Source organism: Burkholderia sp. FL-7-2-10-S1-D7 (assembly GCF_001524185.1).
GTDB classification, from domain to species: Bacteria; Pseudomonadota; Gammaproteobacteria; order Burkholderiales; family Burkholderiaceae; genus Burkholderia; species Burkholderia diffusa.
The window spans coordinates 260,121-274,182 of sequence record NZ_LOWY01000100.1; the positions used below are offsets into that span (position 1 = coordinate 260,121).

Here is a 14,062-nt window from a genome sequence, read left to right on the forward strand (position 1 = left end):
GTGCGGCGAGGGTTGCCGCACCACGCCGCACGCAATCCGGTCGAATCAGGCGCTTACTTGTTGTCCGGCAATGCGTAGGCAACCACGTAGTCGCCTCGATCGGGCGACTGGCGCGCACCGCCTGCCGAGATGACGATGTACTGCTTGCCGTTGAGGGTATAGCTCATCGGCGTGCCCTGGCTTCCCACCGGCAAACGCGCCTTCCACACTTCCTTGCCCGTCGAGCTGTCGAACGCGCGCAGGTAGTAGTCCTGCGTCGCGGCGAAGAACACGAGGCCGCCGCCCGTCGTGAGCGAGCCGCCGATGGTGGGCATGCCGATCGGCGACGGCATGTGCATCGGCACGCCGTAGAGGCGCGTGTCCTTCACGGTGCCGAGCGGGACTTGCCATGCGATGCTACGGGTTTTCAGGTCGACCGCGGTGAGACTGCCGAACGGCGGCTTCTGGCACGGGATGCCGAGCGGCGAGAAGAAGCGGTCCTTCAGCACCGAGTACGGCGTGCCGCCGAGCGGCACCGCACCCATGCCTGCGTTCACCGATTCGTTGCCGTTGGATGTACCGCTGCGGTTCTTTTCCTTTTCCAGATGGACCCAGAGGCCGAGGCGCATGTCGTTCACGTAGATCATGTCCGCGTTCGGATCATACGAGAGGCCGCCCCAGTTCATGCCGCCGAGCGAACCCGGGAAGCTGAGCGAACGATCGGTGTCCGGTGCAGTGAAAAGGCCGTCGTAGCGCATGCCGCGGAAGATCACGCGGCACATCAACTGGTCGATCGGCGTGACGCCCCACATGTCCGAATCCTTGAGCACGTCCGCGCCGATCTGAGGCATGCCGACGGACAGCGGTTGGGTCTTCGAATACGGCTCGTTCGCAATCGACGCGGTCTTGACCGGATGTTCGACGACCTTCGTCAGCGGCTTGCCGGTCGCGCGATCGAGCACGAACAGCTGGCCCATCTTGGTGCCGACGATCAGCGCCGGCACGCGCTTGCCATCTTCCATCGGGAAGTCGATCAGCGTCGGCTGCATCGGCACGTCGTAGTCCCACAGGTCGTGGTGAACGGTCTGGAAGTGCCACTTTTCCGCGCCCGTCGTCGCGTCGAGCGCGAGGATGGATGCACCGTACTTCTCGTCGAGCGCGGTGCGCTTCACGCCCCACAGGTCGATCGCCGCATTGCCCACCGGCATGTAGATCGTGTTCGACGTCGCGTCATAGGTCATCGGCGCCCACACGTTGGGCGTCGAGCGCGTGAAGATCTTGCCCGGTGCCGGCTCCGCGTGATCGTCCGGATTGCCCGGATCGAACGCCCACTTCATCTTGCCGGTCATCACGTCGAAGCCGCGGATCACGCCGCCGGGCATGTCGAGCGACACGTTGTCGGCCACGCGGCCACCCGTGACCACCGTTGTGCCCGCGACCGTCGGCGCCGACGTGAGTTCGTACAGCGGGCTCTTCGCGTTACCGAGGCCGGCCTTCATGTCGACGATGCCGTGATCGCCGAATGCGTCGCAGAGCTTGCCGGTGTCGGCATCGAGTGCGACGAGCTTCGCATCGATCGTGTTCATGAAGATGCGGCGGCGGCACACGGCCGGATCGCCGGACGCGGCGATCGGCAGGACAGGCGTCGACCCGGCGACGGTCGGCTGCACGAGCGGCTTGTCCGCGTCGAAGTAGGCGAGGCCGCGGCAGCGCACCCAGACCGTCGTCTTGGTCGGAAACGCATGGCGCCATTTTTCGGTGCCGGTTGCGGCGTCCACGGCGATCACCGTGTTGTGCGGCGAGCACAGGAACAGCGTCTTGCCGACCTGCAGCGGAGTTTCCTGGTCTTCCGAGCCGCCGCCGTCCGGGCTGAGCGGCGTGTCGCCGGTGTGGAACGTCCATGCGACCTGCAGGTTCTTCACCGTGTCGCGGTTGATCTGCGTGTAGCCCGCGAAGCGGTCGCCGCCGGCCGAGTGACCGTATGCCGTCCAGTCCTCGGTGCCTGCGATGCCCGCCGCCGGCGCGGGCGTCTCGGTGCCGAACGTGCCGTGCGGCACGAACATCCCGTAGACGAACACGCCGTTGCAGGCGAGCAGCACGGCGGCGATGCCCCATGCCGCGCCTCGTGCGGGCGCCTTGCCTTCGGCACGGCGCAGCAGCGGCCAGACCGTCACGAGCAGCATGCCGATCATCGAGAACATGAAGATCCGCGCGTTGAGTGGCCAGAACGCGAAGCCGACTTCCCAGACGGCCCACAGCGCCGTGGCGATCAGCATGACGAGGTAGATCGCGACCGCGCTGGAGCGACGGCGGGCGAGCTGGACGCCGGTCGCGCACAGCGCAAGCCCTGCCAGCAGGTAATACCAGCTACCGCCGCGTGCGACGAGCATGCCGCCGCCGATGATGAAATAGAGCCCGAGAAGCAGCGAGACCAATCCCGCGGCGATCAGGCCGATTCGGGCCGAAGCATGAATCGGCCCTGCAGTTGATTGCTTGGACATGAGTGTCTTCTATCCGGTTGCGCCTGGGCTGCATCGAAAGGCAGGAAGAGGGCGCAGCGGGTGGCCCTGTTCGACCACATGGAGGCGCCGCCGCGTTGCATGCATGCGCGGATGCGGGCTTCGCAGATCCTGATCGTGCAGCCTGGTTAGCTGTAGAAATTAACTAAGCGGTGCATTTTAAGGGCGAGCCGCGGATTTTGCTCGCCCTTTTTTTCTTCGATTGTTGTCTGGATGGTTGAAAGTGTGTTGTCGGATTTCGCAACTGGCGCTCGTCGGGATCGGGGAGCGCTGCGGCGGCGATCACGCGGGAAGTGCGTGGTCTGGAGGGGGGACGGGAGCGGCGCGTTGACATGATCTCGCTCGAATAGAGCAAGCGTGGGCAGCGGAAGTCGCGCGGCTGGTGCTTTGGACAGCGCGGGAGCGGCGTGCCTTTGCGAATGCAGGCAGCGCACGCGATGCAGCCATTCGGCGTTCACCGTATCACTCTCGAGTCGCCAGCAGAACGGGAGGTTCGGCATACCGTTTGTTGGCCATTCACCTGATAAAAGCATCTGTCCTATCAACGGGCGCGACCCTGTAATCTCGGAAACGGAGTCGCACTCCGGTTGCTGAATCCATTGAGCGCCGGACCTCGGGGCGTGCGCAATGCCCGCCCCCGGTTCTTCATTCAGCCGGGTCCCACTGCGGCGCGAAAGCCGGGCTGACGAGGCGCTGGTTCTTCGGCAGGCCGCCGATCAGCGCACGATCGGCGTCGTCCAGGTCCACGTCGAGCGATGCCAGGTTGGCGAGCTGATTGCGTTGTCCGGCCGCCTTCGGCACGGCGGCCACGTTCGGCTGGTCAAGCAGCCATTTCAGCGCGACCTGGGTCGGCAGCACGCGATGCTTGTCGGCGATCCGCTGCAGCTCCGGAATCTCCGACACGCGGTTGCGCGCGAGCGGGCTGTACGCGATCAGCGCCATGTCGTGCTCGCGCGCGAATTGAAGCAGCCGCGCCTGACCCAGCAGCACGTGGTACTCGACCTGTATCGCGGCCAGCGGTGCCTGCCGGTTTTCAACGACATCGCGCAACAGCGGAAGCGGAAAGTTCGCGACGCCGATCGCCCGGGCGCGTCCTTGCTCCTTGAACGACACGAGCGTGTCGATCGTCTCGGCAAGATTCCAGTCGGGCGCCGGCCAGTGGATCAGGAACAGGTCCACGTAGTCGGAGCGCAGCGCGCGCAACGTGTTGTCGAGCGATTTCCGCATGCGTTCGGGGCTCAACCGGTCCCACCACACTTTGCTGGTCACGTGAATCTGCTCGCGCGGGACGTTCGACGCCGCGATGGCCTCGCCGACCGCCGCTTCGTTCTCGTACGCGGCCGCGGTATCGAGGTGCCGATAACCCGACTCCAGCGCGAGCGCGACCGCGCGCGTGCAGTCGTCGCCGAGCATGGGCCACGTGCCGAGCCCCAGTTTCGGCATGTTCAACGCGTGGCGGTTGACGATACATTGCATGAACGATTCCTCCTCGATGGGTTGAGCCGGCTCGGCTTGCCCGTGCCGTGCCGGCGCGTTCGTCAGCCGTGGGCGCTGTCGCAGGTCGAGCGATGCGCGGTGGTCGCGGCCGATGTGCCCGTCGACCCCGCGTCGCGTCGCGCGACGAATTTCGCGATGCGCCAGCCGAATACGATGGCCGGGCCGAGCGTCGTGCCGGGGCCCGGATAGGTGCCGCGGAAGATCGACGCGAGATCGTTGCCGCACGCGAACAGGCCGGGAATCACGCGCCCGTCGACGTCGACCACCTCGCCGTTCGCCGTGCCGCTCAGCCCCGCGCTGCACGCGAGGTCGGCGGGCCATACGGTCACGGCATAGTAGGGCCCGGCGCCGATCGGGCGAATGCACGGGTTCGGCTGTTGCGCCGGGTCGCCATTGAAGCGGCTCATCGGGCTGCTGCCGCGCTGGAACGCCGGATCCTCGCCGTTGGCGGCGTCGCGGTTGTAGGTCGCGACGGTACGCGCCAAGCCGTTCGCATCCACCTGCAATTTCGCTGCCAGCTCGGCCAGCGTCGCGCCCTTGACCAGATAGCCGGCACGCTCGAACGCCGCGATGCGCGCCGCGCTGCGCGCCGGCATCAGCAGGCCGAGGCCATAGGTCCGGATGAACGCCGCATCGACGATCAGATGGGCCGGCACGCTGGGCCCGTTGCCGCTGTCGCGCAGCATGCCCATCACAAAGTCGTGATACGAGTCCGACTCGTTGACGAAGCGCTCGCCGCGGCTGTTGACCGCGATGAGGCCGGGTTTCGCGCGATCGAGAATGATGTGCGGCCAGACGCTGTCGCCGTCGCCGCCCAGGGCACGGCGAATCGAGCACGGCATCCACAGCCCCGGGCTGTCGCCGCCGTTTTCGACCCGCGCATCGACGCGCTGCGCGCGGTCGACGCCGTCGCCGGTGTGCGTCGCCGGCGACAGCGACAGCGGCCGGGCCGCGGCGGGGAAGAACTGCTGGCGCAGCGACGGATGGCGCGTGATGCCGCCGGTCGCGAGCACCACGCCGCGCCGCGCGCCGATTCGCCTGCGGCCGCCGTCCGGCGTCGTGACGATGGCGCCGGTGACGCGGCCGTCGTCGCGTATCAGTTCGAGTAGTGGCGTGTCGAAGCGAATCTCGACCTGGCGCTTGAGCAGGCTGTAATAGAGCCGCGCGGCGAGCGCGTTGCCCATTACGAGCTGCGTGCCGCGCGGAAAACGTAGGCGGTCCATCGCATAGCGGCCGACGACCGCGACCGTGCGTTTGAAGTTCGCGGCCGATGCGAACGGCGCGAGCAGCGCATTGAGGTCGGCGCGCGCGACCATCATCCCGCCGAGCCCCATGAACTCCTTGCGAGGCGGGCGCACGCGCGCGAATGCGCGGCCGAGCACGCGCGCATCGAACGGCGCGGGCACGAGCGCCCGCCCGCCATAGGCCGCGCCGGGGCCGTTCACGTAATCGGGATGCGCGGCGGCGGCGACGAACTTGACTTCGCTGATGCGCGCGAGCTCGTCGATCGCATCGGGGCCGCTCTGCAGGAAGGCTTCGCGCGCGTCGTCGCCGCCGCGTGCGCCGACCACCGACTGCAGGAAGCGGCGCGCATCGTCGACGCTGTCGGGCACGCCCGCATCGACGCTCAGGCGGGTGCCCGGCACCCACGTCGTGCCGCCCGACGTGGACGTGATGCCGCCCACCACGGCTGTTTTTTCGCAGACGAGGACCGCAAGCCCCTCGTGATGCGCGACGAGCGCGGCGGTCATGCCCGCCGCCCCCGCGCCGAATACCAGCAGGTCTACTTCCTCGTCCCAGTCCTGTTGCACCGCACCCATGTCCACGTCTCCTTCATGTCGTTCCGTCGCGCACCCGGATTCGATGCGCGGCGGAAGATGCTCCGATAATTATGGAATGTTATTCCAATAAATAGCAAAGTGGAATAGTGTTCTAAAAAGTGGGTGAAGCGGCGTGCGGCGACGTTCAGAAGCGGTGCACGATGCCGACGCCGGCCGCGAACTGGCTGCGCGTGGACGACGGCGCCGAGTTGAAGCCGCCGCCGAGCGTGGCGGTCGCGTCGATGATGTGGTCGCTGCCCGTGGTGGCGAACGGGATTCGGCGGGGCGCGCCGCGCACGGCGCTCGCGCCCCGCCCGCACGCGCTCAGGCGGCGGTATCGATCAGGAACGCGACCATCCGGTCACAGACCCGCGAGAACATCTGCGTGCCCGTGACGGTTCGGCAGCCGCGGGCACGCGCCGCTTCGATGAACGGCGTGAGCGGCGGCTTCGTGACGACGTCGCCGACGAAGGTGGTGGCCGGCACGCGCGATACGTCGACGGGCGGTGGATCGTCCGCCCGCATGCCCATCGGCGACGCATTGACGATCACGTCGAACGATTCGGGCGCGAGGTCCGCGGCGGCGACGCGCACCGTGCCGCGTTGCAGCGTCGCCAGCCGGTCGACCAGCGACGCGGTGCGGGCGGCATCGTTGTCGCGCACGTCGAGCGACGCGACGCCCGCCATCACCAGCGCATGGCCGATCGCCGAGCCTGCGCCGCCCGCGCCGACCAGCAGCGCGCGCTTGCCGCGCAGGTCGCAGCCTGCGTCGCCGAGCGCGGCGACGAAGCCGGTGCCGTCGAACATGCCGCCGTGCCAGCCACCGTCGGCGGTGCGGCGCAGCGTATTGGCCGCGCCGAGGAATGCGGCTTCGTCGGACAGGCTCGTGCAGAACCCGGCGGCGCTGAACTTGTGCGGCACCGTGATGATCACGCCGTCGACGTTGCGCATCGGCGTGATGCCCGCGAAGAACGCCGCGAGATCGTCCGGCGCGACGTGCGCGGGGACGACCAGCGCGTCGAGTCCGGCCTCGCGCAGCGCGGCCGTCACGCCCTTGGGCGAACGGACCTGCGCGATCGGATCGCCGACGATGAAGTGGACGCGGGTCGCACCGCTCAGGCCTTCGTCGAGCGAAACCGGGGTGGTCGGGGTCAAGGGGGCAATCATGCTGTTTTCATCTCCTGGGTGGAACCGGCTTCGTTGTGTACGATGCCGAGCAATTTCGCCTGGGTGGCGGGGTCCTGTTCGAGCGCGACCGCGCTGCTTTCGTGCGCGACGCGACCGTTGACGAGCACGTATGCGCGATCGGCGATCGGCAGCACCATGTCGGCCTGGTGCTCGACGATCACGACGCTCGCGCGCTCGCGTAGCCTGACGACCGCGTCGAGCACTTCCTGCACGACGGCGGGCGCGAGCCCTTCGAACGGCTCGTCGAGCAGGATGGCCTTCGCCGGCGCCATCAGCGCGCGGGCGATCGCCACCATCTGCCGTTCGCCGCCGGACAGGTGTTCGGCACGCGCATCCTTGCGCGCCGCGAGGCGCGGGAACAGCGTGAACATTTCGTCGACGCTCGCGCCGCCCTTGCGCGCGGCGAGCCGCAGGTTCTCGGCAACCGTGAGGTTGGGGAACAGCCGGCGGCCTTCGGGCACCATCGCGAGCCCGAGGCGATTGATCTCGTGCGCGGGGCGCCCGGTGATGTCGTGGCCGTCGAACACGATGCGCCCGGCCGTGACTTCGGCGACGCCGGTCGCGGCGCGCAACGTCGTCGTCTTGCCGACGCCGTTGCGGCCGAGGATCGCGATGACTTCGCCTTCGTGGAGCGTGAGGTCGATGCCGTCGAGGATCGTGTTGCCGGTGTAACCGGCCTTCACGCCTTCGAGGCGCAGCAGCGGGCGTCGCGCCGGCGCGGCTTCTTCGTGCTGCGCGCCGCGTCGTGCGGCCAGCCGCGCATCGACCGGCCGCTCGCCCTTCGCGTGGCCGAGATAGGCTTCGACCACCTCGGGATGGCGCGCGACTTCGGCGGGCGAGCCGTCCGCGATCAGCCGGCCGCGATGGAGCACGCTGACGCGATCGGAGATCGTCAGCACGCGATCGATGTCGTGCTCGATCAGCAGCACCGCATGATGGTTGGCCAGCTCGCGGATGATCGCCGCCACGCGCACGCGATCGGCCTCGGCAAGCCCCGCGAGCGGTTCGTCGAGCAGCAGCAGGCGCGCGCGGGTCGCGAGCGACAGCGCAATTTCGAGCAGGCGCTGCTCGCCGTGCGACAGGCTTTCGCAGCCGTGCGCCGCGCGATCGTCCAGCCCGACCGCCGCGAGCAGCGACCAGGTCAGCGCATTCTGTTCGCCGAGCGTGTGCGCGTCGCGCCACATGCCGAGGCGATCGTGCTGCGCGGCCTGTACGGCCACGCGCACGTTCTCGAACACGGTGAGGTTGCGGAACACGCTGAGGATCTGGAACGAGCGGCTCATGCCGAGCCGCACGCGGCGGAACATCGCGAGCTTCGTCACGTCCCGGCCGTCGAACGTGATCGTGCCGGCCGTCGGCGACAGCACGCCCGTCAGCATGTTGAAGAACGTGGTCTTGCCCGCGCCGTTCGGGCCGATGAAGCTGTGCAGCCGGCGCGGATGGACGTCGAGGTCGATCTGTTCGGCGGTCACGAGCGAGCCGAAATGTTTCGACAGCCCGCGCACGCTCAGCACGGGCTTGTCGGAATCGGTGTCGATGCCGCCGGCGCGATACGGCGCGATCATGTCGGGACGCGCGGGAATCGTGTCGCGCACGAGGGTCCAGCGCGGGCGTCGCAGCAACCGCTGCACGATGCCGTGGATGCCCTCGGGCGAGAAGAACGCGAACGCGATGATGATCGGCGCGAAGATCAGCCACCAGTGCTCGGTCAGGCTGCTGAGCTTGTCCTCGAGCAGGATGAACGCGATCGCGCCCCACAGCGGCCCGAGAAACTGGTGGACGCCGCCGAGCACGGTCATCAACAGGCTGTCGCCCGCGTGCTCCCAGCTCAGGTTGTTCGCGTATGCGCCTTGCAGCATCAGGCACAGCAGGCCGCCTGCGTAGCCGATCACGGCGGCCGAGATCACGAACGCACGCAGCTTGAGCCGATACGTGTCGTAGCCGAGACTCGCCGCGCGCTGCTCGTTGTCGCGCAACGCCTGCAGCGCCCGCCCGAACGGCGAGTGCACGAGGCGCCACAGCAGATACGCGATGGCGATCACCGTCACGCACGCGAACACGTGGAAGCCGACGGTCGTCGGGAAAGTCGGGCGCGGCACGTTCTGCAGGCCGTTTTCGCCGCCGGTCACATCCGTCCACTTGAACGCGATCTCGAATGCGATCTGCGAACAGGCGAGGGTGAGCAAAGAGAAGTACAGCCCGCGCCGGCGCAACACGATCGCGCCGATCAGCGCGGCCAGCACGGTCGTCACGAGCACGCTGGCCGCGAGCGCGAGCAGCTCGTTGCCGAGCACGCGCAGCAGCGACACGGCGACCAGGTACGTGGCCGTGCCGAAGAACACCGATGCGCCGAACGGCACGAGGCCCGTGTACGCGACCAGCAGGTTCACGCCCATTCCGTAGAGCGTGTAGATCGCGATCTGGGTCGCGCGCTCGAGCGGCGTGCCGGTCGCGGTGAGCGCGAGCGACACGAGGACGAGCGCGGTGGTCAGCACCGCGACAGGGTGGCGGGTCAGATAGTCGGGTTTCACTCGAAGCGCTCCCAGCGTTCACCAAACAGCCCGCGAGGGCGGACGAGAAGGACGAGTGCCATCAGCACGTACATGGCGACTGACGAGCCCTCCGGAAAGAACTGGACGGCCAGCGCGGTCACGATGCCGACCAGCAGGCCCGCGACCACGGCCCCGGCGAACGAGCCGAGCCCGCCGATCGTCACGATCACGAATGCGGGCATCACGGCGGTCGTCGCCATCCCCGGCGTGACCGTGACGAGCGGCGCGGCGAGCACGCCGGCGGAGCCCGCGAGCAGTGCGCCGAGCGCGAAGGCGCCGGTCAGCACGCGCGGCAGGTTGATGCCGAGCAGCCCGACCATTTCCGGATCGCGGCTGCCGGCGCGCAGGATCCGCCCGTACGGCGTGTAGTTCATGAACCACCACAGCACGACGAGGATCGCGACCGTCGCGGCGAGCACGAACAGCCGGTACTTCGTGATCAGCAGCGGCCCGTACACGAGGAAGCCGTTGAGCATTTCGGGCGGGCTGAACGGCAGGCCGCCCGCGCCCCACACGAGGCGCACCAGCGCGGTCAGCAGCAGCGACAGCGCGAACGTGACGATCAGGCCGAGCAGCGGCTCCTTGCCGTACAGGCGTCGGATGAACACCAGTTCGATCAGCACGCCAACCGCCGCGACGAGCAACGGCGCGAGCACGACGGCGGCCCATCCGAACTGCGTCGACAGCGCGATCGCGAAATAGGCGCCGAGCGCGAACAGCGCGCCATGCGCGAAATTCACGATGCCGAGCAGCCCGCAGATGATCGACAGTCCGATCGCGAGCAATACATAGAGGAATCCCAGCACCAGTCCGTTGGCGACCTGGGACAACAACATTTCAGCCATGCCCTTACTCCAGAGTGCGGCCCGCCGCCGCCGCGCCCCGTGGTGACGGGCGAGCGGCGGGCCGCGACGCGCGCGGGATACGCTTGGGGCCGTGTCGATTCGGGCGCCGCCGCAGCAGCGGCGGCGCGCGGGCTCAGCGCGCGGCCATCCGGCAGCCGATCTCCTGGCGCGTGCCGAACAGGCGGTCGAGCTCGGCGGGGTTCTGCGGCACGACGGAGATCGGGTCGAGCCAGTCCCATTTGTCCGCGATCCGGTCCTTCACCTTGAACACGCTCCAGCGCCGCAGCAGCTGGTGGTCCCACGGGCGGAAATTCGCGGGGCCGCTGCCGTCGGTGAGCTGAATGGTTTCCAGGCTCTGCACGATGTCCGCTCCGGACGTGCTCTTCGCGTGGTTGATCGCCTGCAGCAGCGCGCGCGCCGTGAACCAGCCGATCCAGGCCTTGTCGGCCGGCGGCTTGCCGTACTTCGCCGTGTACTTCCTGACGAACGCGACTTCTTCCGGCGAATGGCCCGGCGAGCTGAAATGCCACGGCTTGCCGTAGTAGCCGGTCGCCGCATCGGCGTTGATCGACCACAGATCCGAGTCGCCGATGATCGGGCACGCCACCGGGATCCGGCCTTTCATGCCCATTTCCGCGTATTGCTTCAGGAACGTCGACAGGTCGCCGCCCGGCAGGCCGAGCAGCACGACGTCGGGTTTCGACTGGCGGATCTTCAGGATGAACGAGCTGAAATCGGTGGTGTTGAGCGGCGTGACGTCGACGCCGGTGATCGAGCCGCCCGACTGCTTCAGCAAGTCCGACATCGCCCGCTGGATGTCCTGCCCGTACGCATAGTTCGCGACGAGGAAGTGCCATTTCTTGCCGATCGCGAGCAGCGACGGCGCGAGCGCGCGGCACGCGACGGGCGTCGGGCTCAACACGCGGAACGTGTACGGGTTGCAGCTGCTGCCGGTGAGCTCGCGCGCCGCGGCGTTCGGTGCGATGTAGGGCGTCTTGGTGCGCCACGCGACCGACGACATCGCCAGCGACGTGCCGCTGTTCGTGCCGCCGATCACCGCTATCGCCTTGTCCTGCTCGACGAGCTTCTGCATGTTCTGCTGCGCCGACTGCGGATTCGGTTCGTCGTACCAGACGAGATCGACGCGCCGGCCGCGCGCCTGGTTGCCCGCGTCGTCGAGCGCGAGCTTGACGCCGTTCGCGATCACCTCGCCCTGTTCGGTCCACACGCCCTGCTTGGCCATCAGCAGGCCCAGCTTCAGCGGTTGCTCGCCCTGCGCGCGCACGATCGCCGGCGCGGCGAGCGCCGCCGCACCGCCCGCGAGCGCCTTGCCCGCGGTGACGAGCCACGCGCGGCGCGGCAACGCCGGGCTGTCGGGCGCGTCCGCCGGGTGGCTGGAAAGGGTGTCGTTCTGCTCGTGCTGGTCAGTCATGTGTCTGGCCTCCTGTTTCCTGGTCAAGGTCGATTCCGCGCGGTCCTTGGGCAGGCCGCGCGACACGTGTCGAATTTTTTCGTGAATTCTGGTTTGAAGTGGAATAGTATTCAACAATTAAAGTAGATTTCAATAAATCGGGGTATTCACCCGGTCGGTCCGGAATGCGAACGACTCGACGCGATGCGGACGCCCCGAACAACGGAGATGAAGCGATGGCAAGAAGACGGCTGGTAGTGATCGGTGCGGGCGCAATCGGGCGGATGCACGTGGAGCGCGCACGAACGCATCCGCAGGTGGAAGTGGTGGCGATCGCCGATCCATCGCCGGCGGCCGAACAGTTCGCGCGTGCCGAGGGGGTACGCGGGTTCGCCGATTACGCGACGATGCTCGACGCGGTGCGCCCGGACGGCGCGATCGTCGCGACGCCGAATGCGACACATGTGGAGGTCGGCCTTGCGTGCATCGCGCGCGGCGTGCCGGCGTTGATCGAGAAGCCGGTATCGGACAGCGTCGCGGCGGCAGCCGAGCTGGGGCGCGCCGCACGCGAAGCCGGCGTGCCGCTGTTGGTCGGCCACCATCGCCGCCACAATCCGATCCTGCGGCGCGCGCGAGAGATCGTGCAGTCGGGGCGGCTCGGCAAGCCGGTCGCGGCCAATGCGCTCGCGACCTTCTACAAGCCCGACGCGTATTTCGAGGTCGAATGGCGCCGTCGCGCGGGCGGCGGCCCCGTGCTGATCAACCTGATCCACGACATCGACATCATGCGGTTCCTGCTCGGCGAGATCGTCGAGGTGCAGGCCCAGGCGTCCAATCGCGTGCGCGGCTTCGACGTGGAAGACACGGCCGCCGTGCTCCTTCGCTTCGACAGCGGCGCGCTCGGCACGCTGGCCGTGTCCGATTGCGCGGCGTCACCCTGGAACTGGGATCTCGCGGCGGGCGAGGCCTCGCACTATCCACGCCAGCAGGTGAACACGCATTTCCTCATCGGCACAGATGCCTCGCTCACGCTGCCGCAACTCGATCTGTGGGAATACCGCAGCGGGAAGGGCTGGCACGATCCGTTGACGGTCGAGCGCTGCACGCCGCATGGCGCCGATCCGTATCACGAGCAGTTGCGCCACTTCGCGGCGGTGATCGCGGGCGACGAGGCGCCGCTTTGTTCGGCCGACGACGCCGCGCGCACGCTCGCGGCGACGCTCGCCGTGCATCGTGCGGCCGCGACGCGCACGGGCGTTGTGCCCGCGGACGTCGCGGCATAGCCGCGGGGGCGTGCGCCGGCCTAGCGCTGGCGCCGGTAGAACGCCACCGTCTGCCGCAGGCCGTCGTCGAGCGCGGTCCGCGGCAGGCCGGGCAGCAGGCGCCCGAGCGCGGGGTCGTCGGGGAACGCCGTCGCGATCGGCAGCGGCGGCCCGCCGGCATCGAGGTGCGCACCCGGCACGATGGCCGCGATCCGCTCGATCAGCGTGTTCACCGGGGTGATCTCGCCCGCGAGCGTGAACGCGTGCGCGCCGTCGATCTCGGCCAGCAGCGCGGCCTCGTAGGCGGCGGCGACGTCGTCGGCGAACACGAGGCCCGTCGTGCCGGTAAACGGAATCGTGTAGCGCTCGCCGCGCGCGGCCGCCCGGCACGCCAGGCTCGGCCCCGCGCTCGATCCGGTCTCGCGCCCGGCGCCATAGACGACGAGCGGACGGAAGCCCACGCTCGCGATCCCGTGGTCGTGCCAGTACGCGCGCGCCGATCCTTCGCACGCCAGCTTGAACGCACCGTAGTGGGTTTGCGGTAGCGGCACGGCGCCGTCGTCGGGGCCGAATACGCCGGCGCTGCTCGCATAGAGCACGCGTCGCAGCCCGGACGCGCGGGCGGCCTCGAATACGTTCAGCGTGCCGACCAGGTTGACTCGGGCGCCGCGCACGGGATCGGCCGCGCAGTCCGTCGTAAGGATGCCCGCGAGATGGATCGCCGCGTCGCAGCCGTCGAATGCGCGTGCCGTGGCGGCCGCGTCGGCGATGTCGCCGGTGCGCCACTGCACGGCCGCGGCCCGCTCTGGCGCGAGCGCCTCGACGAGGCGCGGGTTCGTGCGCACGTCGAAACTCACGCATTCCATGCCGCGCGCGAGCAGCCTCCTGATGATCCATGCGCCGAGAAAACCGCTGCCACCCGTTACCAGTACTCGCATTGCGCTGCCTCCCTTTCGTTAAAGTCTTTGCTAAACTCGATTTAGTGGAAT

At 68.4% G+C, this 14,062-nt stretch carries 11 protein-coding genes; 1 reads left to right on the top strand and 10 read right to left on the bottom strand.

Features of this window, described 5'->3' with window-relative positions; translation table 11 throughout:
• Positions 1–53 precede the first annotated feature (53 nt).
• The 9 genes from WS75_RS29290 to WS75_RS29320 all read right to left on the bottom strand — a co-directional run bounded on the left by WS75_RS29290 (position 54) and on the right by WS75_RS29320 (position 11,832).
• Positions 54–2,480, bottom strand: a complete 2,427-nt coding sequence (locus WS75_RS29290) for a membrane-bound PQQ-dependent dehydrogenase, glucose/quinate/shikimate family (protein WP_059685886.1) — start codon at positions 2,478–2,480, stop codon at positions 54–56.
• Between the two features lie 146 nt (positions 2,481–2,626).
• Positions 2,627–2,956, bottom strand: a complete 330-nt coding sequence (locus WS75_RS33965; protein WP_156429914.1) for a hypothetical protein — start codon at positions 2,954–2,956, stop codon at positions 2,627–2,629.
• Between the two features lie 187 nt (positions 2,957–3,143).
• Entirely contained in the window at positions 3,144–3,974 is an 831-nt protein-coding gene (locus tag WS75_RS29295; protein ID WP_059685888.1) for an aldo/keto reductase, read from the bottom strand.
• 62 nt (positions 3,975–4,036) lie between these two features.
• Complete coding sequence (locus WS75_RS29300) at positions 4,037–5,815, bottom strand: FAD-binding protein (RefSeq protein WP_082729797.1); 1,779 nt, start codon at positions 5,813–5,815, stop codon at positions 4,037–4,039.
• Between the two features lie 145 nt (positions 5,816–5,960).
• Complete coding sequence (locus WS75_RS33970; protein WP_156429915.1) at positions 5,961–6,113, bottom strand: hypothetical protein; 153 nt, start codon at positions 6,111–6,113, stop codon at positions 5,961–5,963.
• Between the two features lie 26 nt (positions 6,114–6,139).
• Positions 6,140–6,982 (bottom strand): shikimate dehydrogenase family protein, encoded by an 843-nt coding sequence (locus WS75_RS29305; protein WP_059685892.1) that lies wholly within the window; start codon positions 6,980–6,982, stop codon positions 6,140–6,142.
• Positions 6,979–9,534 carry a branched-chain amino acid ABC transporter ATP-binding protein/permease gene (locus WS75_RS29310; protein ID WP_059685896.1) on the bottom strand — a complete coding sequence of 852 codons (2,556 nt, stop codon included), beginning with the start codon at positions 9,532–9,534 and terminating at the stop codon, positions 6,979–6,981. The genes WS75_RS29305 and WS75_RS29310 overlap by 4 nt, the downstream gene beginning before the upstream one ends.
• Positions 9,531–10,400 carry a branched-chain amino acid ABC transporter permease gene (locus tag WS75_RS29315; protein WP_059685898.1) on the bottom strand — a complete coding sequence of 290 codons (870 nt, stop codon included), beginning with the start codon at positions 10,398–10,400 and terminating at the stop codon, positions 9,531–9,533. The genes WS75_RS29310 and WS75_RS29315 overlap by 4 nt, the downstream gene beginning before the upstream one ends.
• A gap of 133 nt (positions 10,401–10,533) precedes the next feature.
• The gene (locus WS75_RS29320) at positions 10,534–11,832 is read right to left on the bottom strand and encodes an ABC transporter substrate-binding protein (RefSeq protein WP_059685900.1); all 1,299 of its coding nucleotides are present in this window, start codon (positions 11,830–11,832) and stop codon (positions 10,534–10,536) included.
• A 215-nt stretch (positions 11,833–12,047) separates the two neighbouring features.
• Here WS75_RS29320 and WS75_RS29325 point away from each other — a divergent pair, with 215 nt between their 5' ends.
• Entirely contained in the window at positions 12,048–13,094 is a 1,047-nt protein-coding gene (locus WS75_RS29325; RefSeq protein WP_059685902.1) for a Gfo/Idh/MocA family oxidoreductase, read from the top strand.
• A 20-nt stretch (positions 13,095–13,114) separates the two neighbouring features.
• Here the strand turns inward: WS75_RS29325 and WS75_RS29330 are convergent, their stop codons facing one another.
• Positions 13,115–14,011, bottom strand: coding sequence for an NAD-dependent epimerase/dehydratase family protein (locus WS75_RS29330; RefSeq protein ID WP_059600131.1), 897 nt, complete (start codon positions 14,009–14,011; stop codon positions 13,115–13,117).
• Positions 14,012–14,062: the final 51 nt, after the last annotated feature.